This window comes from Blautia sp. RTP21359st1_E11_RTP21359_211015 (assembly GCF_040910705.1).
In the GTDB taxonomy this organism is placed as follows: Bacteria; Bacillota; Clostridia; order Lachnospirales; family Lachnospiraceae; genus Blautia_A; species Blautia_A fusiformis.
This window is the reverse complement of sequence record NZ_JBDGAB010000005.1, coordinates 59,024-80,937: the sequence shown is the minus strand read 5'-3', so window position 1 is coordinate 80,937 and position 21,914 is coordinate 59,024. Positions and strand designations below refer to the sequence as shown.

Sequence of the window (21,914 nt, the reverse complement as noted above, 5' to 3'; positions counted from 1 at the left end):
ATTCAGTTTAATCCGCTTTTTCGGATCGCTTCCACTGCTTCCCGGATCTTCTCCGGCGGAAGTACCAGGGCGAAACGTACGTAGCCCTCTCCATGGGGACCAAAGCTTGCTCCCGGAGTCACGATGACGCCGGCCTTTTCCATCAGTTCCATACAGAATGCCATGCTGTCGGTGCGGCCACCCGGAATCTTCGCCCAGACAAACATGGTGCCTTTTCCATTTGGAAGTTCCCATCCGATATCACGAAGTCCCTGGCAGAGAGCATCTCTTCTCTCCTGGTACTTCTGACACTGTTCTTTTACGCTGTCCAGCGGTCCCTGAAGTGCTGCAATAGCTGCTTTCTGAAGCGGCAGGAACATGCCGAAGTCGATCTGGCTTCTCAATTTGCGGAGCGCTGCGATCACATCCGGCCGGCCTACCAGAAAGCTAAGTCTTGCGCCTGTAACATTGAAGGATTTGGAAAGACTGAAAAATTCCACGCCAATATCTTTCGCTCCCGGAGTGGCCAAAAAACTTCCTCCAAATGCCCCGTCAAAAATAATATCGCTGTACGCATTATCATGAATGATCAGAATATCATATTTTTTCGCAAATTCCACGATTTCTTCGTAAATTCCCGGAGTGGCAATGCTTCCTACCGGGTTGGACGGCAGGGATACTACCATATATTTAGCCTTATTCGCAATTTCTTCCGGAATTCCCTTTACATAGGGAAGAAAATCATGCTCTGCAACCAGCGGATAATAGTAAGGAACTGCTCCTGCCATCAGACTTCCTGCTGCAAATACGGGATAGCACGGATCCGGAAGAAGTACTGTATCTCCCTCATCACAAAGCGCCATGCCAAGATGCCCCATTCCTTCCTGGCTTCCATAAACAGTCATTACCATGTCCGGTGTCAGTTCCACATCAAAACGTTTCTTATAATAAATACAGACTGCATCCAGAAGCTCCGGCAGATCACGGAGACTGTATTTCCAGTTGTTGTCATCCATAGCTGCTTCCGCTACAGCTTTCTTGATATATTCCGGAGTCTTGAAATCCGGAGTTCCCACACTCATGTTATAGATCTTCATGCCCTGTGCTTCCAGCTCCATACGCCGGTTGTTCAGAGCAGCAAAAATTTCATCTCCAAATCGGTCCAATCTTTTTGAAAACTGCATATCATTCGTCCCTCTTCCATAATAAAATCAAACGGATATTCGCAATCCGCTTCGCTACTTGCTCATAAATGAAATCACAAAGTGATTTCATTTATTTTACCACGGTAACGTAACATACTCAAGAATTTTCATAAAAAAAGAACCATCACCTGTGTAAAGCGGCTATTCATTTTCCACTTTACACATGATCGGTAACGGTTCTTCATTATTTATTCCGTTTATTCAGACAAAAGAATACGGTCATTATCCAAAGCCTTGCCCACTCCCGTTTTAAATTTCTCAAGAAGGCCATCCACGGTCATATCCTTCTTCTCTTCCCCTCCGATATCCAGCACGATATTGCCGGAGTCCATCATCAGGATACGGTTACCAAGATCAATTGCTGACTGCATATTGTGTGTGATCATCAGACAGGTCAGCTGATTTTCTTCCACGATCCGTCTGGTGAGATTAAGGACTTTCTCAGCAGTTCCCGGATCAAGGGCTGCAGTATGCTCGTCCAGAAGAAGTAATTTCGGCGGATTCATGGTTGCCATCAAAAGCGTCAGCGCCTGTCTCTGTCCACCGGAAAGAAGACCTACCGGATGGCTCATCCGCTCTTCCAGCCCAATGTCCAGCTTCTTTAATTCCTCACGAAAACGCTCTTTTTCCTGCCGGGTCGTGCGGGAAAGCCACCCACCCTTGCCGGCTGCAAGTGCAAGATTCTCTTCGATCGTCATTCCCGGTGCAGTACCACGCATCGGATCCTGATAAAGACGTCCGATCTCTTTTGCGCGTGCATGCTGCGGCATAAATGTGATATCCCTGCCATCCAGCTCGATCGAACCGGCATCTGTAAGAAAATCACCGCAGATCGCATTAAAAAGTGTTGATTTTCCTGCACCATTGGAACCGATGATCGTAGCAAAGTCGCCTTTTTTCAGTTCCAGGGAAAGATCTGTGATCGCCTTTTTTTTGTTTACGGTTCCCGGATTAAATGTTTTTGAAATATGGCTGATTTTTAGCATGGATCATCTTCCTCCTTTTGTATGAGTCATTCTTCTTCGGATCTGCGGCCACTGTTTCTTAAGATACGGACCGGAAATTGCAAGAACAACGATCACAGAGGATACCAGTTTCAGCATAAATGCCGGCATATTGAACCGAAGTGCGATGGTATACACAAGGCGGAAGATAAAGGAACCAAGCACCATTCCCACCGCTCTCACAAAAATTCCTCCATGTCCGAGAAGAGTACCTCCGATCAGCAAGGATGCCAGTGCGATGGTAACCATACCCTGACCGATGTTGATATCTACGGATTTCTGTGACTGAGACAGAAGACATCCGGAAAGTGCGGTAAATGCATTTGCCACGCAAAGGCCGATCACCGTTGTAAAGACCGGATTGATGGAGGAAGATTTTACCATATCAGAATTATTTCCGGTTGCCCGGATCGCAAGGCCAAGTCTTGTTTTCAGGAAGAATACCAGAAATACGATCACGAGGATCACTGCGATGGCTGCAATGAGGATATCTTCCCTGCCTTTTAACGGTGTACCTGCAAGCGCATCCTTCATCATGGTAAATACTGTGGTCGTCCGATTCATATTGATCAGGGATGACCCTCCCATGACCGCGATATTTACGGAATATAATGCAGTATTTACAATGATACCTGCAAGCAGGCTGTCTACTCCCAGCTTCGTCTGCAGGATAGCCGTTACAAATCCTGATGTAACACCTGCTGCCATGGCTGCCGCAATGGACAGAAACGGATGTCCGCTTACAGCAACTACGGCTCCTACAGCGGCCCCGAAGGTAAAGCAGCCATCTGTAGAAAGGTCGCAGACATTCAGCATGGAATAACTAAGGAACAAAGCAAGAACTGTCAGAGAACAGATCAGTCCAAGCTTCAGGGCAGTCTCCCCGAGGGAGAGCATAGTTGCAATCGTCACAGTGATTTCCTCCAATTGGATTTATTTCATAACTGCTCACAAAAGTGAGCGGTTAATTTATTTTGATTCTACTTCATCAAAGCTTTCTGCAGTTGTGATCTCATTTACCTGTGTGCAGAGAGGCTCAAATGCCTTCTTTACGGTATCGAAATCAAGTCCAAGTGCCTTGCAGGTTTCTGTATTAACTGTTGCAGTACCATTGTCAAAGGTTTCAACAGCTGTCTTAGACGGATCCGCATTATCTATCAGGATGTCAGCGATCATATCGGCTGTTTTCTGTCCCAGATTTGCATAATCAACACCATATCCTACAAAGGCACCATTTAATGCAAAGGAGTCGGCACCTGTGTAGTGCGGGATTCCTGCGTCGATGAATTTTTCATAAATAGAAAGCTCTGCTGTCATGATGGTGTTGTCCGTAGGTGTAAATACGGCATCCACACCGTCAGCGATCAGTGCATCTGCTGCGAGCTGGACTTCATCGGTAGTGGTTCCGGTACGCTCTACATATTCGATTCCCTCTTTATCCAGATAATCTTTTGCTTCCTGGATCGCTGTTGTGGAGGAATCCTGTCCTACATCATAGAGAAGACCGATCTTCTTTACATCCGGATTCTGTGCCTGGATCAGCTTCATGATAGAAGAAGTATCCAGGTAATCGCTGGTTCCTGTGATATTTGCACCAGGAGCATCCAGAGAATCTACAAGGCCGGAGCCAACCGGATCAGATACTGCGGAGAAAACAACCGGTGTATCGCTTCCCTCTGTAGCGGACTGCATACGCATTGCCACCGGTGTAGCCACACCAACCATCAGGTCAACCTTATCCGCCTGAAAATCTGAAATGATCTGTTCCATAACACTGGCATCTGCATTACAGTTATCATAAGACACATCAAATGTGACACCCTTTTCTTTGCCAAGCTCCTCCAGACGGGACTGGATGTTGTCTACGATCTGGTTCAGGGAAGCATCATCTACATAATTGCAGATGCCCACTTTAAAATCTTCCGCCATAACCGGGCTTGTCATCATCATAGTTGTTGCTGCTACTGCTGCTGCGATCACTAACATTCTTTTTTTCATGGTTTTGTTCTCCCTTCTTATTTCCGCTTATGATTACCTTTTGTACACCTTGCGGTCTGCTTTTCCGGAACAACTTTCATGCGACAGAATCGCTTTTCCTGTAACACAAAAACCGTCCCAAGCTTATATCATGCTTGAGACGGTAATAAAAGTTCTTTATTATCGCGGTACCACTCAAATTGACGAATCGTCCACTTTCCGGTGTACTAACATACACTCCTCATTGGTAACGGGTTCGGTTCCCGTCGGCGCCTACTGTACAGATAAATAGTTCGGGCCGCCCTCGAAAGTCCATTCAACATCTGGTCCCCTGCGGATTTCCACCATCACCGCTCTCTGTGAAGCTTCCTGAAATGTTTACTTCTCTTTCTCACTGGTTTGTTTTTTAAGTTGTGTTTACTTTAGCACATCAACGTGAGTCTGTCAAGTCCAAAAATAAAATTAATTCTTAAAGCTGTGGATCGGTGCCGGGATCCTTCCACCTCTCTGTACAAATGCATCACAGGAGAAGGAATTTACAGGCATGATCGGAGCATAGCCAAGAAGACCTCCGAACTCAACCGTTTCGCCCACACCCTTACCGATAACCGGGATGAGACGTACTGCAGTTGTCTTCTGATTTACCATACCGATGGCAGACTCATCTGCGATGATACCTGCCAGTGTAGTCGCCTTGGTATCTCCCGGAACTGCGATCATGTCCAGACCAACAGAGCATACACAGGTCATGGCTTCCAGCTTCTCCAGAGTAAGAGCTCCCTCGTTTACCGCATCGATCATTCCCTGATCCTCGCTGACAGGAATAAAGGCACCACTTAATCCGCCCACAGCAGCTGCTGCCATAACGCCGCCTTTCTTCACCTGGTCGTTGAGAAGTGCAAGCGCTGCAGTTGTTCCAGGTGCACCGGCTCTCTCAAGGCCGATCTCTTCCAGGATCTCAGCTACGGAATCACCGATAGCCGGTGTCGGTGCAAGAGAAAGATCCACAATACCAAACGGCACGTCAAGACGCTTGGATGCCTCACGTGCAACCAGCTGTCCAACTCGTGTAACTTTGAATGCGGTACGTTTGATCATCTCGCAGAGAGTTCCGAAGTCCTCGCCACGAACCTGCTCCAGAGCTTTCTTTACAACGCCAGGGCCACTGACACCTACGTTGATGATGCAGTCCGCCTCTGTGACACCATGGAACGCGCCTGCCATAAACGGGTTATCATCCGGTGCGTTACAGAATACTACCAGCTTGGCACATCCAAGAGAATCCTGGTCCTTAGTAGCCTCTGCTGTTGCGAGGATGATCTCGCCCATCAGCTTTACGGCATCCATGTTGATACCGGTCTTGGTGGAACCAACGTTTACAGAACTGCAGACGCGCTCTGTTTCTGCCATTGCCTGAGGAATGGAGCGGATAAGAAGCTCCTCTGCCGGAGTCATTCCTTTGCTTACCAGTGCAGAATATCCGCCGATAAAGTTAACGCCAACTTCCTTGGCACATTTATCCAACGTTCTTGCGATGGTCACAAAATCCTCCGGTTTCTTACATGCAGCCCCGCCAACCAGAGCAATGGGTGTTACGGAAATTCGTTTATTCACAACCGGGATACCGTACTCGGTTGCGATCTCATCACCGGTAGCTACCAGATTTCTGGCCTTTGTGGTGATCTTTTCGTATATTTTCTGATTCAGTGCATCCAGGTCAGGATCGATACAGTCCAGAAGGCTGATCCCCATGGTGATGGTACGCACATCCAGATTCTCCTGCTCGATCATTTTATTTGTCTCGTTTACCTCAAAAATATTGATCATTTTATTTTCTCCCTGATGATTGATGTAAAGTAGATATCATATGCATTGGCAATCCGCATTCGCTGCTTGATCATACTCGATGCATCATGTTAAAAATATCTTCATGCTGGCAGTGGATCACAACACCGATCTCCTTGCCCAGATTTTCAAGCTCTTTTGCAAGTTCACCGCCATCCTTTTCACATTTTGCTGTGTCTGCGATCATCATCATGTTGAAGTAACCCTGAACGATGGTCTGAGAAATATCCAGAATATTAACCTGATTCTCTGCAAGATATGTACAAACCTTTGCAATAATTCCTACTGTGTCATTTCCTACTACTGTGATAATTGTCTTCTTCATCGTTTTTTCCTTTCTACACTGTGATTATTTCTGATATGTGATCCCTCTTCGCTACCTGGATCTTAAAATCCCTGGAACGGTACGGGTTGTCACCAAGTGTCACCTCCGAGCACACAGTCTCGTAGGCAAGTTCTTCATAGTTGTTTTCTCTGCTTAAATGGCCGAGAAAAACCGCCTTCAGATTATCATGGAGGATCCGACAGAGCAGACGTCCTGCATTCTCATTGGAGAGATGCCCACGGTCTCCCAGAATCCTCTGCTTGAGATAATAAGGGTATTTTCCAACCTGAAGCATGCGGATGTCATGATTTGCTTCCAAAAGCACTGCATCCAGATTCTCCAGATTTTTTACAATGTAATCATTATATTTTCCAAGGTCTGTGGCAATGCCCACAGAATGCTCTCCACATTCCAGGCGGTAACCCACCGGCTGTGCAGCATCATGGGGAATGGTAAAAGGATTTACCGTCAGGTCCTTGATCCCAAAAGGCTCATCCTCCCGGATCTCGTGGATCAGTCCCTCCGGCATTTTTCCAAGGGATTTCATACGAAGCATGGCATCTGCTGTTCCACCTGTGGTATAGATGGGAATTCCGTATTTTCTGGAGATCACTCCCAGTCCCTTGATATGGTCGGAATGTTCATGTGTGATCAGGATACCGTCCACATCTTTCCCGGTAAGATCCAGGGAATTCAGGCCCTTTTCGATACTCTTCCCGCTGATCCCCACATCTACCAGAACATGTGCCTCCTCAGATCCCACATAAATACAGTTGCCGCTGCTTCCGCTGGCAATACTACAAAGTCTCATTTCTCTCTATCCCTTCTCTGATCTGTCTCCGGGTACCCTTCAGATCTCCATTGTTCTCGATCACATAATCCGTATGTTCTCTGAAAACCTGGTCAGATACCTGGTTTCGGATAATGCCAAGAGATTTCTCTCTGGAATAGCCACGGCTTTCCATCAGACGACGGATCCGGATTTCCTCCTCTGTATACACATACCAGACTTCATCACAGAATTCCTGATAATTCTCTTCCAGAAAAAGAGCAGCTTCCACAACACAGATCTCTCTTCCGGCTTCCTTCTGTTCTCCAAGAAGATCCAGGATTCTCTGCTTTACAGCCGGATGGATGATCCCGTTTAATTTCAAAAGCATATCCTTATCTGTGAATACTACATCAGAAATCCGTCTCCGGTCAATAGTTTTATCTTTTTTTATGATTTCTTTTCCAAACAATGCGATCACCGCATCGTAACATTCTTCCCCCGGTTCCATCAGAATGTGACCAAGCTGGTCTGCCTGGATCACATATGCCTGGAAATCTTCTTCCAGGATTCCAAGTACTGTACTTTTTCCGGCCCCTACTCCGCCGGTTACTCCGATCACTCTCATTTATTTCGCCTCATACCAGCTGTCACCCTGGTGCATATCTACGTCAAGTTCCACTGCAAGGTCTGCAGCTCCCTTCATCTCTTCTTCCAGAATACGGGAAACTTCCTCGATCTCTTCTTTCTTTGTCTCGATCAGAAGCTCATCGTGAACCTGCAGCACCAGTCTTGAACGCAGTCCCTCTTTTTTCATTCGTTCATAAACATGGTTCATGGCTATTTTGATGATATCTGCTGCAGTACCCTGGATCGGAGAGTTCATGGCTACACGTTCTCCGAAGGAGCGCTGCATGAAATTACTGGATCTCAGCTCCGGCACGGGCCTTCGTCTGCCGAACATAGTTGTCACATAACCGTGTTCCTTGCCATCCTTTACCAGACCGTCCAGAAAGCCCTTGATCTTCGGATAGGTCTCGAAATATTTCTCAATATAGGCAGCTGCCTCTTTTCTGGTAATACTCAGATCCTGGCTCAGTCCAAAGGAACTGATCCCATAAACGATTCCGAAATTTACCGCCTTGGCATTTCTTCGCTGAAGAGATGTCACTTCATCCAGCGGCACATGAAACACCTGGGATGCGGTGAGCCGGTGGATATCCTCCGCCTCACGATAAGCCTGGATCAGTTTTTCATCACCGGACATATGTGCCAGCACACGAAGCTCGATCTGGGAATAATCAGCATCCAGAAATACAAATCCCTCCTCCGGCACAAAAACCTTACGGATCAGCCTGCCCAGCTCCATGCGGACCGGTATGTTCTGAAGATTCGGATCTGTACTGCTGATACGACCGGTTGCTGTGATCGTCTGATTAAAAGTAGAGTGGATCCTTCCATCTTCTCCGATCACATTTCCGAGACCATCTGCATAAGTGGATTTCAGCTTGGTCAGCTGGCGGTACTCCAGGATATCTTTTACGATGGCATGATCCGGTGCCAGCTTATCCAGGATATCCGCCGCTGTGGAATAGCCGGTCTTGGTCTTCTTTCCACCTGGAAGTCCCAGCTTTTCAAAAAGGATCACACCCAGCTGTTTCGGGGAATTGATATTAAACTCCTCCCCTGCTTCCTGCCAGATGGTTTTTTCCAGCTCCTGGATACGGACTTTAAGTTTTTCACCATAGCTCTTAAGCTCTTCACCCTTAACGGAAATCCCCCATTTTTCCATGGAATCCAGGGTAAAGACAAGAGGAAGCTCGATCTCATCATAAACCTTACGCATGCCTGTTTCATCCAGTTTTTCAAGAAGAACCTTTCGGGCCATGCAGGGCACAAACGCCTGATAGCAGGCATAATTTCCAAGGCATTCCAGTTCCTCTTCCCATGCCTTTTTCAGAGAAGTCTTTCCAAGAAGGTCTTCCTTTGAGGGGAGCATCATACCATCCAGATATTCTCTGGCAATGTCATCATGGGAATAGGAAGATTTCAGCGGGTTCAGAAGATATGCAGCAACCCCCGCATCAAAAACCTTCTTCGGATCATCAAGGGAAACATGTTTGAGAACTGATTTAATATCCATAGCACAGAGCACCGTACTGTCCGCCAGAGTTTTCAGTTTTCCGCAAAGGTAATCCCCTGTGAGAAGTCCTCCCACCGGAATCTGATAGATTTCTTTTTCATCCAGGACCAATCCCACGGTATACACCTGATCCGGATCTGCAAGAACAGAAATACCCACCTGATCTTTCTGCGCTGCTTTTTCAAACAGTGCCTCCACACCGGAAAGATCATTACAGGTAAAAAATTCCAGTTCCATGGAGGAATCTGCTGTCGTAGCCGGATCAAAACGGTTCAGCATGTTCTTAAATTCCAGGCGTTTACACAATTCATATGCCTCCGGAGTATAGGGATTTTCCACTTTCGCTTTTTCGTAGGAAAATTCCAGCGGACTATCTGTGTTGATGGTTGCAAGCTCTTTGGAAAGCTGTGCCAGATCATAATGCTCACGAAGAGATTCTTTCGCCTTATTAGGCTTTACCTCTTCCAGATGCTCATGAGCATTCTCAATGGAACCGAACTGCACGACCATCTTGGTCGCGGTTTTCTCTCCAACGCCCGGGATTCCCGGAATATTATCGGAGCTGTCGCCCATCAGCGCTTTCAGTTCTATGATCTGCGGCGGCGTTACCTGATATTTCTCAAGAACTTCCGCTGTATGGTAGTTTTCAATGGTTGTCTTTCCCCGGACAGTCTTCGGAAGCCGGATCAGCACCTTATCTGTGGCAAGCTGAAGAAGATCACGGTCTCCGGAAAGAATGGTAACATCCATACCCTTTGCTTCACTTCTTCTGGCGACCGTACCAAGAAGATCATCTGCTTCATAGCCTTCCAGGGACATGATGTTGATTCCCATGGCAGAAAGCATCTCCTTGATCAGCGGAACCTGTTCCCGAAGTTCCTCCGGCATGGGTTTTCGGGTACCTTTATAGGCTTCATATCTCTTATGCCGGAACGTAGGTGCACTCAGATCAAATGCAACGGTAAGATACTCCGGCTTCTCTTCCTCCATGATCCTGAACATAATATTCAGAAATCCATATACCGCTCCTGTATGACGTCCTTCTGCATTGGTAAGATCCGGCAGACCATAAAACGCACGGTTCAGGATGCTGTGACCATCGATCAGTAATATTTTTTCACTCAAAATCAAATTCCCTCCTTCAGTTCCAGGATCACAAAAACAAGAAAGACCACCAGTGCCGCGATCAGAACGCAGACTGCCACTGCAGCGATTGCTCTGTGAAATTTCTTTTTTCGGATATACCTTCTGGATTTTCGAATATCCTCTTCCAGAAGCTCCTTAAAATCCAGAACAGTATCTTCCTGTTTCTCATCCAGCTGCTGCATGGCCTTATGTACAATGAAATATGTGGCAAGCTCATCGTAGCAGGAGGAACACTTCTCAATATGCTCCAGAAAATCCTCCAGATCATTCAACGGCAACGTATGATCGATATATTTATTAACCATTCCCTCTGCAATACGACAGTTCATATTTTCCCTCTCTTTCAAAGCAGCGGATTCTCCCATATGATAAGCCTCTTCTGAGATCCCGCTTCACAATTTGCCCCAGACTGGGGAAATATTTCCCAGAATGTTATATCATTATAGCGAATTAAACGTTGAATGACAAGGGCGGTTTCCTGTGGTATACTTGAGATGTCGCGGTCAGAAAACAGAAAAACTGACCAAATATGAAAATCCAGGCAAGGAGGATCACCATTATGAAATCTATAGCAATCGTTACAGACAGTAACTGCGGCATGTCTCCCACTCAGGTAAAAGACCTTGGCATCTACATGCTTCCAATGCCGTTTTTTATAGATGATAAGGAATATCTGGAAGACATTGACATGAACCAATCAGAGTTCTTTCAGCATCTTGAACAAAATCCAGGCTGCAGAGTTTCCACATCTCAGCCTACACCGGAATCCGTCACTACCCTCTGGGACAAGCTGCTCAAAGACTACGACGAGATCGTACATATCCCCATGTCCAGCGGTCTCTCCAGCTCCATGCAGACTGCCCGCATGCTTGCAGAAGACTATGATGGCCATGTACGTGTCGTAAACAACCAGAGGATCTCCGGGACCTTACGTTACTCTGCCATCGAGGCTATCCAGCAGGCTAAAAACGGTCTCTCTGCCGATGAGATTGGAACCTGGCTGGAAGAAACCCGCTTCGACTCCAGCATCTATATCACTGTAGCTACTCTGAAGTACCTGAAACAGGGCGGCCGCATCACTCCTGCAGCTGCAGCCATCGGAACCATGCTCCGTCTGAAACCGGTTCTGCAGATCCAGGGCGAAAAGCTGGACGCCTTCTCCAAGGCCCGCACCATGACCCAGGCAAAAAACACTATGACTAAAGCCATCAAAGATGACATTGCAGACCGCTTTGGAGAAAAGATCAACCTGGATGTCATCCACTCCCACAACCTGGAAGCAGCCGAAGAATTCCGAAAAGAAGTCCTCACCACCTTCCCGAATATCGGTGAAGTCAACATCTTCCCTCTCTCCCTGAGCGTCTCCTGCCACATCGGCCCCGGAAGTCTGGCACTCACCTGTTCCAAGGTACACCCGGAAATATGGTAAAGACTAGTCAGAAGCAATCCACATGGCCAGAGCACAGCCGGAGGGAATACTTCTGTATGGCTCTGTCTCTGGAGGAGGGCTGCTAGTCCTTAGGTTCTGGAAATCTGCGTTATAAAAAAAAGTTCGGCTGTCTGAGCGGCAACAAGCCGCGAGTTCCGAACTTTTTTTAATGGTTTTAGCAGATTTTCAGGGCCTTAGAACTAACGCCCAACGGAAGCCGAAGACCTTACAGAAGTATTCCCTTCGGCGTCCCTCCCGCCAACATATTTAATTTTCCTGTGTATTCTCAATCTCCACCGGCGCTTCATTCAAGATCTTCATAAACTCCTCACCGGTGATCGTCTCATGCTCATACAGATACTTGGCAATCTCATGGAGCTTTCCGATATTATCTGTAAGGATCTTCGTAGCCTTTTCATGCTCCCGTCTTACAAGCTCCACAACCTTCTTATCCAAAAGCGTCTGCGTCTCAAAGGAACAGGTTAGACTTGCATCTCCGCCAAGATACTGATTGCTTACATTTTCCATGGCAACCATGTCAAAATCATCACTCATACCATACCTGCTGATCATCGCTCTGGCAATCTTAGTCGCCTGCTCAATATCATTGGAGGCACCGGTAGTAATGGAATGGAAGATCAGCTCTTCCGCTGCACGGCCGCCTGTAAATGTAGCGATCTTATTCTCCAGTTCTTCCTTAGTCATCAGGAAATGTTCCTGCTCATCTACCTGCATGGTATATCCCAGTGCACCGGAGGTACGTGGAATGATCGTGATCTTATGGACCGGTGCAGAATCTGTCTGCTTGGCAGCAACCAGTGCATGACCAACCTCATGATAGGAAACGATCAGCTTTTCCTTATTGGAAAGTACACGGTTCTTTTTCTGATATCCGGCAATAACAACTTCGATGCTTTCTTCAAAATCCGCCTGTGTGGCAAATTTCCGTCCGTCGCGGACTGCACGGAGAGCTGCCTCGTTGACAATATTGGCAAGCTCCGCACCGGAGGCACCGACTGCCGCCTTGGCAATTTCATCAAACCGGACTGTATCCGCAATTTTGATCTTCTTGGCATGAACCTTCAGGATTTCCTCACGCCCCTGAAGATCCGGAAGCTCAACCGGGATCCTTCTGTCAAAACGTCCCGGACGAAGAAGTGCAGGGTCAAGGGAATCCGGTCGGTTGGTAGCTGCCAGGATCACAACACCCTTGGAACCGTCAAAACCGTCCATCTCTGTCAAAAGCTGGTTCAGTGTCTGCTCACGCTCATCGTTTCCGCCGCCCATTCCGGAGCCGTCACGTTTCTTGCCGATCGTATCGATCTCATCAATAAATACGATACATGGTGCCTTCTCATTGGCCTGTTTAAAAAGATCACGGACCTTGGCAGCACCCATACCCACAAACATCTCCACAAATTCCGAACCGGAAATTGAGAAAAACGGAACCTCCGCCTCACCGGCAACTGCCTTGGCAAGAAGAGTTTTACCGGTTCCGGGAGGGCCTACAAGAAGGGCACCCTTCGGCATGGAAGCACCGATTTCTCTGTATTTCTCCGGATTATGAAGGAAATCTACAATTTCCGTCAAAAGCTCCTTGGCTTCATCCTCACCGGCAACATCTGAAAATTTGATTCCCGTAGAGGATTTCACATAAACCTTGGCATTGCTTTTGCCAAAGGACATCATTCCTCCCGGTCCTCCGTTTCCCATGGAACTCATCATCTTCTTGCTGAGCCAGCGTCCCAGGAGAATAAAAATTGCGATCGGGAGTACATATCCCAGGATCAGAGATAAAAGCAGGGACTGTCTCTGAGGTGCAGTACCCTCTATACTTACGCCCGCATCGTAAAGATGGGATACAAGATCCTGATCCTCTACAGATACCGTCTTACAATAGACATCATTTCCATCTACCTTCATCGTATAATAGATATAATCAGAATTAATAGTTGCTTCATATACTTTTCCTCTGTCTACAGCTTTCAGGAAGGTGGTGTAATCGGTCTCTTTTACACTTCTCTCAGAAAGAGCAGGAAGAGCAAAAACATTCAGCAGAACAATAATTACGACCGCAATAATGTAATATACATACAGCGGCCGCTTCTCTGGTTTTTTTGAATTCAGATTCATGCAGTCTCCTCCGTTATCTTATAGTATATTGCTATATCCACAGTGCTATATCAGGTGGTACAGCCTTGTAGTACACTCTACCACTTTTTTCAGTCAATTTCAAGGATGCCTCATCCGATTTCATAAACTTTTTAGAATTAAAAATATTTCCAAATAATACCTTTATTCTGAAAAAATCCTTGCAAGCCACCTGATACTGTGCTATTATAATAAATGGTTATGCCGCTGTGGCGGAATTGGCAGACGCACTTGACTCAAAATCAAGCGGAGCGATCCGTGCCGGTTCGAGTCCGGCCAGCGGCATTCGCATAAAAGACCTGACGGAGAAATCTGTCAGGTCTTTATTATATACTACCAAAAAACACGAAAGGAATAAAAAAATGGAAAAAGACAAAAGCTTTTTAGGAACCGAGTCTGTCGGAAAGCTGCTTCTGCAGCTTGCACTTCCTACCGTTGCCGCACAGCTCATCAATATGCTCTACAATATCGTCGATCGTATCTATATTGGTCATATTCCCGGAGAGGGTGCTCTTGCCCTTACCGGTGTAGGTGTCTGTATGCCGCTTATTATGGTCGTATCTGCCTTCGCTGCTCTTGTCGGAAACGGAGGCGCTCCCAGAGCCAGCATCTTTATGGGTAAAAATGACACGTCGAAAGCCGAACAGACTCTCGGAAACTGCTTCACCATGCAGATCATCATCTCCCTGATCCTGACTGTTATCCTGTTTCTCGGAAACCGCAGCCTTCTCCTTGCATTCGGCGCCAGTGCAAACACCATCGACTATGCGGTGGGTTACATGAATATCTATGCAGTAGGAACTATCTTTGTACAGCTGACTCTTGGCATGAATAATTTCATCACAGCCCAGGGATTCGCAAAAACCGGAATGCTCTCCGTATTGATCGGTGCAATCTCCAACATTATTCTGGATCCGGTTTTTATTTTCGGATTCCACATGGGTGTCCGGGGCGCTGCTCTGGCAACAGTGATCTCCCAGGCATTTTCCTGCATCTGGGTCCTCTCCTTCCTCTTTGGAAAAAAGACCTTCCTGAAGCTTCGGAAAAGCACCATGAAACTGAAAGCCGATATCATTCTGCCCTGTATGGCTCTTGGCTCTTCTCTCTTTGTCATGCAGCTCAGTGAAAGCGTTATCTCTGTCTGCTACAACTCCTCACTCTTAAAATACGGCGGGGATGTTGCAGTAGGAGCCATGACTATCCTTACCAGCGTCATGCAGTTTGCCATGCTTCCTCTTCAGGGACTTGGTCAGGGTGCACAGCCTATCATCAGCTACAACTATGGTGCACGTAACGAAAAACGTGTACGTTCTACATTTAAGCTTCTTATAAAAACAAGTGTTTCTTATTCCGTGATCCTGTGGCTGATCATTATGATCTTCCCGCAGATCTTTGCCGGAATGTTTACTTCGGACAGTACATTACTTGCTTTCACAAAAACAGCGCTCCGGATCTATATGGCAGTTGTGTTTATCTTTGGTATCCAGATTGCCTGCCAGATGACCTTTATCTCCCTTGGCAGAGCCAAAGATTCCATCATTGTGGCTATTGTCCGGAAATTTATTCTGGTCATCCCGCTGATCTATATCCTGCCCAATATTTTCCGTGCTGACCGGACAAATGCAGTTTATATGGCCGAGCCGGTTGCGGATATCTTGGCCGTTACATTTACTGCCATCCTGTTTTTCTTTGAGTTTAGAAAAGCCCTGGCAGAAATCTCCGACAGCTGGAAGCTGTAACCCTGCATTTGACCACCTTCCGCCCTGCTCGCGATCTTATGCCTACCAGATACTTAAACATAAAACAGCCCTCTATGCATCATTACCAAGATGCATAGAGGGCTGTTTTTATATATTTCCGCTATTTTATTTCAGTTCGTCTTCATCCTGAAGAAGTTTCTCAAAAACAGGGAAGCAGTCAAAGGTTGCAAAATAATCTCTCGGTGTCTCGGCACGACGGATCATCTCAAAGCTGCCGTCCTCATGAAGAAGGATCTCTGCAGATTTCAGTTTACCATTGTAGTTATAACCCATTGCAAAACCATGAGCACCTGTATCATGGATCACAAGAAGATCTCCCTTGTCGATTTTCGGAAGCATACGGTCAATGGCAAATTTATCATTATTCTCACAGAGGGAACCTGTCACATCATATTTATGATCGCACGGCTCGTTCTCCTTACCCATAACCGTAATGTGATGATAAGCACCATACATAGCCGGACGCATCAGATTTACTGCACAGGCATCTACGCCGATATACTCTTTATGTGTATGCTTCTCATGGATTGCTTTTGTGACAAGGCAGCCATACGGTCCCATCATGAAACGGCCAAGCTCTGTATAGATCGCAACATCACCCATTCCTTCCGGAACAAGTACTTCTTCATAAACCTTGCGGACACCCTCACCGATCACACGGATATCATTTGGCTCCTGATCCGGTTTATAAGGAATTCCGATACCACCGGAAAGGTTGATGAATTTAATGTGTGCACCTGTCTCCTTCTGAAGCTTCACGGCAAGCTCAAACATAACCTTTGCAAGCATTGGATAATAATCATTGGTCACTGTGTTGCTTGCAAGGAATGCATGGATTCCGAACTCTTTGGCACCTTTGGATTTCAGGATACGGAATGCGTCAAAGATCTGCTCGGTAGTCATTCCGTATTTTGCATCTCCGGGATTATCCATGATACCGTTACTGATCTTAAATACTCCACCTGGATTGTAACGGCAGCTGATCACTTCCGGGATTTTTCCGAGAGCTTTCTCTACGCTCTCAATATGTGTGATGTCATCAAGGTTGATGATCCCACCGATCTCATCTGCATATCTGAACTCTTTCTCCGGTGTGTCATTGGAAGAAAACATGATATCGCCCTTTTTGCAGCCTACTGCCTTGGCCATCATAAGCTCTGTTTCTGAGGAGCAGTCGCAGCCACAGCCATACTCCTGCAGAATATTGATCAGATATGGATTCGGTGTTGCCTTTACCGCAAAAAATTCCTTGAATCCTTTGTTCCATGCAAAGGCCTCTTTCAGGGCTTTTGCATTCTCACGGATTCCCTTCTCATCATAGAGATGGAAGGGTGTCGGAAACTTTTCAGTAATTTCGTTGAGTTTCTCAAGTGTCACAAATGGTTCTTTTTTCATAATAACTGCATCTCCTGTTTTTCCGACTGCTGTTCCCGAAGAAAACTCAGTCTTATTCTGCCTCGATCACGTGCATCATATTTGTCACTGCACCACGACCGTTTGTCATGTTGGTCGCAGGGTCTCCTGCTGTAAATACAACAAGGTCTCCTTTATGTATCAGATGACGGCTACGGACAACATTCATAGCCTGAGACATGATATGGTCCGTGGTATCTCTCTGATATCCTTTCAGAGGTGTTACACCCCAGATCAGCTGAAGTTTATGCTGGATGGTTGAGTTTGGTGTGATCGCATAGATTGGAACCTTCGGGCGGAAATTGGAGATCAGTCTGGCTGTATTTCCACTCATTGTCGGTGTTACGATAGCGTTCGCCTTCAGGTTCTTTGCAGTACGCACCGTTGCAAGTGCCACTGCACTGGAGATCTTCTCTCTTCCGTCCATGGAACGATGTTCAATAAACACTTTATAATCCAGATGCGGCTCTGTCATCTCTGCGATATCTGCCATCATCTTAAGAGCATCAACCGGATATTTACCAGCTGCTGTCTCTCCGGAAAGCATGATCGCATCGGTTCCGTCGTAGATCGCATTGGCAACATCAGCTACCTCTGCACGTGTAGGACGCGGATTACGGATCATGGAATCAAGCATCTGTGTTGCTGTAATAACCGGTGTATAATGTTCGTTACACTTACGGATGATCTCCTTCTGGATGTGAGGTACCTGGCTTGCAGGAATCTCCACACCAAGATCTCCTCTGGCAACCATGATACCGTCAGATGCTTCAATGATGGAATCAATATTCTCAACACCCTCTGCATTCTCGATCTTCGCGATAATACCGATATCCTTTCCACCATTATCATTCAGAAGCTTACGGATCTCACGGATCACCTCTGCGGAACGAACAAAAGATGCCGCGATGAAATCAAATTTCTGCTCGATACCAAAGATAATATCCTTCTTATCCTGCTCTGTGATTCCCGGAAGATTTACTTTTACATAGGGAACATTTACCCCCTTCTTCTCTCCCAGCTCACCACCGTTTAAGATATCACAGACAATATCGGTTCCCTTGATCGCCTTAACCTCCAACTCGATCAGACCATCATCAATGAGGATCCTGTTTCCCGGTTTTACATCCTTATAAAGTGTCTCATATGTGATAGCAACCTTTGTGCTGTCGCCTTCAAAATCGCCAATTCCAAGTACAAACTGTTTTCCCGCTTCCAGCTTAACCTTCTGTCCGTCCTTTAAAAGTCTGGTACGGATCTCCGGTCCCTTTGTGTCAAGAAGCATGGCAATAGGCATATCAAGCTCCTCACGAAGCTCCTTGATCATATCCACACGGCCCTTCTGCTCCTCGTGGTCTCCGTGAGAAAAGTTGAATCTGGCAATATCCATTCCATTCTCCATAAGAGCCTTCAGAGTTTCCCTGTTATTACTGGCAGGTCCAAGTGTACAAATGATCTTAGTTTTTTTCATAATCAATTATTCTCCTTCTTTTTACGTTTTACTGTACGTGTTTATGTGTAAATAAATGATCCTGACAATATTCATAATTTCCGTTGCACTTTGAGCAGAAACGAAACTCCAGGTTTGGATCATCCTTTTCGGTACGTCCGCAGATCGCACATTTATGCTTGGCGATCCCATCCGGACCGGACCCTGTTCTGGAAGGAGCCACAGCCTTCTTAAACTGCTGCCTCCTGTGGATCTCCTTCGGATTGTATCGGTTCATATCACGGGTACTAAAATAAAAGATCACAAAGTTTAAAAGTGATGCTACGATCGGTACTACACCTACCCAAAGCCCGACTCGAAGATAAGATACGATATCCCACGCAATGAACAGTCCGTATACAAAGGCCATCCATTTCATCCTGATCGGGATCACAAACATAAGAAGCAGCTGAAGATCCGGATATGTGACTGCATAGGCAAGGAAAATAGAAAGACTGATATAATATGTGGTAAAAATATTTCCGCCAAGAGAATAGGCGATCCCGTTCATAACCACATAACCACCTGTAAATACATGTAAAAGCACTGCTGCGATCACAGTAAACAAAACACCTGAAAAAATATACAATGTGTACCGGAAAGTTCCCCAGGTACGTTCCAGTGAAGTACCGATCGGATAATAGAAAAAAAAGATTGCGAGAAGGAACATCACAAGATTGCCGGTTCCTCCCACACTGGACGGCGGATAGATCACCCATGTCACCAGTCTCCAGATCTGTCCCTTCATGACCATGGACATATCAAGACTCAGCATATTCAAAACTCCTGGAGCAAACATAGCCAGAAAATACCCCAACACATAACATCCGATGATGTAAACAGTCAGATTCGGAACCCCGAATCTTCCGAATTTACGTTCCAGTTTGTCGATAAATTTCATTAAAATCTCCTTTCAGAAAACTTTTGAAAATCAGAAAAATCGCTTCTTGGAAAGAATGATCGCTGCCACAACACTGATCGCCACAGAAATCAGGATAATGATCAGAAATCCCAATGGACTCCTTGATAAGGGCATACCGGAACCAGCCACATTCATTCCGTAAGCACTGAACACAATAGTCGGAATACTCATGACAATAGTAATGATCGCCAGTACCTTCATAACGATATTCATATTATTGGAGATGATCGATGCAAAAGCATCCATAGTTCCGTTCAGGATACCGCTGTACACATTGGCCATTTCGATCGCCTGCTTATTCTCAGTGATGACATCCTCCAGAAGATCGGTGTCCTCCGGATATTTCTTGATGCTGTCTATCTTCAGAAGCTTCTCCAGCACAACCTCATTGGACCGGAGTGATGTGATAAAATAAGTCAGGGATTTCTGCAGCTCCAGAAGCTCGATCAGCTCTTCATTTCTTGTGGAAAGATGCAGTTTTTCTTCCACCTGCTCACTTTTTTTGTCAATGATACGCAGATAACGCAGGTACATGCTCGCATTTCTGTAAAGGATCTGAAAGATAAAACGGGTCTTCATATAGGTAAAAAAGCTCCGGACTCTTCCCTCCATAAATCTGGTAAGAACCGGTGTGTCCTCCAGACAGATGGTAAAGATCATAGACCCCGTCACAATGATGCCAAGCGGTATTGTCCCATACCAGTCCTTGTCATTACGTTCCTCGATCATAGGAACATCAACCAGGATCAGTGTATAATTATCCTCAACTTCGATACGTGACCGTTCTTCCTCATCCAAAGGGGATCGTAAATCGTCAACCTCTATATCAAACTTCTCGGAAAATTCAAAAATCTCTGTTGCCGTCGGATTCGTCAGCGCAATCCAGCAGCCTTCCTCCGGTTCCTGTATCTGGTGGATGGCTCCGTCTATTGTCTTGTAAATCCTTACCACGATTCCCACTTCCCTTCTCTTGCTTTTCTTTTGCCAGGGCAAAATTCTTTTTTATTATAAATAGTCAAAATAGCTTTGTCAATTCATACCTTTTCTTTTTAAAAGAGCTTTTAAATAATTTCACATGATCTTTACATAAAAATTCATTCTGCCTTCCACGTTCTTTACATTTTTTCCGGCTTCCTATATAATGATTCCAGAATTCCAACGAAAGGAAGTTATACAAATGAGTCAGTCATCATTCGGAAAAAAATTCGTGGTTACCACCTGGGGAGAATCTCACGGCAAGGCTATCGGTGCCGTTCTCGACGGCTGTCCCGCAGGTCTTTCTCTCTGCGAAGAAGATATCCAGGTTTTTCTTGACCGGAGGAAGCCCGGTCAGAGCCGTTATACAACTGCCCGTAAGGAAGGAGATCTGGTGGAGATCCTTTCCGGAGTTTTTGAAGGAAAGACTACCGGTACTCCAATTTCTCTTCTGATCCGCAATACAGATCAGCGTTCCAGAGATTACGGAAATATCGCATACTCCTATCGTCCCGGTCACGCAGACTTTACCTTTGACCAGAAATACGGATTCCGTGATTACCGTGGAGGTGGACGCTCCTCCGGAAGAGAAACCGCCGGACGTGTGGCAGCCGGTGCCATTGCCATCAAGCTGTTAAACGAACTTGGCATTACATTTACTACCTACGCAAGATCCATCGGTCCTGTAGAGATCCGGTCCTTCTCAGAAGAAGAGATCCGAAATAATGCACTCTGCATGCCAGATGCCGACGCAGCTGCAAAGGCATCTGCCTATCTCGAACAATGTCTGAACAGTCAGGACAGTGCCGGCGGTGTGATTGAATGCCGCATCAAAAACGTTCCTGCCGGTCTGGGCGATACGGTTTTTGACAAGCTGGATGCTACCCTCGCTCATGCGATCATGTCCATCGGTGCTGTAAAAGCTGTTGAGATCGGTGACGGCATCAACGTGACACGTCTTACAGGTTCCGAAGACAACGACGGTTTTGTACAGAAAGACGGCATTATTTCCAAAACTTCCAACCACGCAGGTGGTATTATGGGTGGTATGAGTGACGGCAGTGATATCATACTCCGTGCACATATCAAACCTACTCCTTCCATCAGTCAGTCTCAGTCTACTGTGACCAACACCGGAGAAAACCTGGAGCTTGAGATCAAGGGCCGGCATGATCCGGTGATCGTACCGCGTGCAGTAGTCGTTGTGGAAGCTATGGCAGCACTTACCATTACAGATGCACTTTTTAACAATATGAGTGCACGGATGGATCGTATCCACGAATTTTATCAGCGGTAATTTCACATTTTGACCTGTCAGATAAAAAATTATAAATGCGCAAAAAAACAGACTCAGGGAAAGTTCCTACTCGTCCCTGAGTCTG

At 46.2% G+C, this 21,914-nt stretch carries 18 protein-coding genes and 1 tRNA gene; 4 read left to right on the top strand and 15 right to left on the bottom strand.

Annotated features, from left to right (window positions below; all coding sequences use genetic code 11):
• Positions 1-2: 2 nt before the first annotated feature.
• The 10 genes from AB5026_RS03035 to AB5026_RS02990 all read right to left on the bottom strand — a co-directional run bounded on the left by AB5026_RS03035 (position 3) and on the right by AB5026_RS02990 (position 10,758).
• Positions 3-1,163: a pyridoxal phosphate-dependent aminotransferase gene (locus AB5026_RS03035; protein ID WP_302415578.1), complete on the bottom strand. Its 1,161-nt coding sequence runs from the start codon at positions 1,161-1,163 to the stop codon at positions 3-5.
• 218 nt (positions 1,164-1,381) lie between these two features.
• Positions 1,382-2,170 (bottom strand): ABC transporter ATP-binding protein, encoded by a 789-nt coding sequence (locus AB5026_RS03030; RefSeq protein WP_287070951.1) that lies wholly within the window; start codon positions 2,168-2,170, stop codon positions 1,382-1,384.
• A 3-nt stretch (positions 2,171-2,173) separates the two neighbouring features.
• Positions 2,174-3,100 (bottom strand): ABC transporter permease, encoded by a 927-nt coding sequence (locus tag AB5026_RS03025; protein ID WP_279030718.1) that lies wholly within the window; start codon positions 3,098-3,100, stop codon positions 2,174-2,176.
• 57 nt (positions 3,101-3,157) lie between these two features.
• Positions 3,158-4,186, bottom strand: coding sequence for an ABC transporter substrate-binding protein (locus tag AB5026_RS03020; protein WP_021652537.1), 1,029 nt, complete (start codon positions 4,184-4,186; stop codon positions 3,158-3,160).
• Between the two features lie 441 nt (positions 4,187-4,627).
• A complete protein-coding gene (locus AB5026_RS03015; protein WP_015525248.1) occupies positions 4,628-5,992 on the bottom strand; it encodes a PFL family protein in 1,365 nt (454 codons plus the stop codon).
• 70 nt (positions 5,993-6,062) lie between these two features.
• Positions 6,063-6,335 (bottom strand): ACT domain-containing protein, encoded by a 273-nt coding sequence (locus AB5026_RS03010; protein ID WP_015525249.1) that lies wholly within the window; start codon positions 6,333-6,335, stop codon positions 6,063-6,065.
• 13 nt (positions 6,336-6,348) lie between these two features.
• Positions 6,349-7,146 (bottom strand): MBL fold metallo-hydrolase, encoded by a 798-nt coding sequence (locus AB5026_RS03005; protein WP_015525250.1) that lies wholly within the window; start codon positions 7,144-7,146, stop codon positions 6,349-6,351.
• Positions 7,133-7,732 (bottom strand): dephospho-CoA kinase, encoded by a 600-nt coding sequence (gene coaE / locus AB5026_RS03000; protein WP_015525251.1) that lies wholly within the window; start codon positions 7,730-7,732, stop codon positions 7,133-7,135. The genes AB5026_RS03005 and coaE overlap by 14 nt, the downstream gene beginning before the upstream one ends.
• A complete protein-coding gene (gene polA / locus AB5026_RS02995; protein WP_368212723.1) occupies positions 7,733-10,372 on the bottom strand; it encodes a DNA polymerase I in 2,640 nt (879 codons plus the stop codon).
• A 2-nt stretch (positions 10,373-10,374) separates the two neighbouring features.
• Entirely contained in the window at positions 10,375-10,758 is a 384-nt protein-coding gene (locus AB5026_RS02990) for an anti-sigma factor (RefSeq protein ID WP_022427101.1), read from the bottom strand.
• Positions 10,759-10,952: 194 nt separating this feature from the next.
• Here AB5026_RS02990 and AB5026_RS02985 point away from each other — a divergent pair, with 194 nt between their 5' ends.
• Positions 10,953-11,822: a DegV family protein gene (locus AB5026_RS02985; protein WP_368212721.1), complete on the top strand. Its 870-nt coding sequence runs from the start codon at positions 10,953-10,955 to the stop codon at positions 11,820-11,822.
• A gap of 267 nt (positions 11,823-12,089) precedes the next feature.
• Here the strand turns inward: AB5026_RS02985 and ftsH are convergent, their stop codons facing one another.
• Positions 12,090-13,955, bottom strand: coding sequence for an ATP-dependent zinc metalloprotease FtsH (gene ftsH, locus AB5026_RS02980; protein WP_015525255.1), 1,866 nt, complete (start codon positions 13,953-13,955; stop codon positions 12,090-12,092).
• Between the two features lie 221 nt (positions 13,956-14,176).
• Here ftsH and AB5026_RS02975 point away from each other — a divergent pair.
• Together AB5026_RS02975 and AB5026_RS02970 are read left to right on the top strand one after the other, a co-directional pair.
• A tRNA-Leu gene (locus tag AB5026_RS02975) sits at positions 14,177-14,258 on the top strand.
• Positions 14,259-14,335: 77 nt separating this feature from the next.
• Complete coding sequence (locus AB5026_RS02970) at positions 14,336-15,712, top strand: MATE family efflux transporter (RefSeq protein WP_173741171.1); 1,377 nt, start codon at positions 14,336-14,338, stop codon at positions 15,710-15,712.
• Positions 15,713-15,838: 126 nt separating this feature from the next.
• Here the strand turns inward: AB5026_RS02970 and AB5026_RS02965 are convergent, their stop codons facing one another.
• From AB5026_RS02965 to AB5026_RS02950, 4 genes are read right to left on the bottom strand one after another with little or no spacing between them, the layout of a single operon-like run.
• Positions 15,839-17,128, bottom strand: a complete 1,290-nt coding sequence (locus AB5026_RS02965) for a diaminopimelate decarboxylase (protein WP_059085911.1) — start codon at positions 17,126-17,128, stop codon at positions 15,839-15,841.
• 52 nt (positions 17,129-17,180) lie between these two features.
• The gene (pyk, locus tag AB5026_RS02960) at positions 17,181-18,617 is read right to left on the bottom strand and encodes a pyruvate kinase (protein ID WP_021653035.1); all 1,437 of its coding nucleotides are present in this window, start codon (positions 18,615-18,617) and stop codon (positions 17,181-17,183) included.
• A gap of 28 nt (positions 18,618-18,645) precedes the next feature.
• Entirely contained in the window at positions 18,646-19,536 is an 891-nt protein-coding gene (locus tag AB5026_RS02955) for a hypothetical protein (RefSeq protein ID WP_022426903.1), read from the bottom strand.
• A gap of 30 nt (positions 19,537-19,566) precedes the next feature.
• Positions 19,567-20,508 (bottom strand): magnesium transporter CorA family protein, encoded by a 942-nt coding sequence (locus tag AB5026_RS02950; RefSeq protein ID WP_022426904.1) that lies wholly within the window; start codon positions 20,506-20,508, stop codon positions 19,567-19,569.
• A 226-nt stretch (positions 20,509-20,734) separates the two neighbouring features.
• Between AB5026_RS02950 and aroC the strand changes: the two genes are divergently transcribed.
• Positions 20,735-21,829, top strand: a complete 1,095-nt coding sequence (gene aroC, locus AB5026_RS02945; RefSeq protein WP_022426905.1) for a chorismate synthase — start codon at positions 20,735-20,737, stop codon at positions 21,827-21,829.
• Positions 21,830-21,914 lie beyond the last annotated feature (85 nt).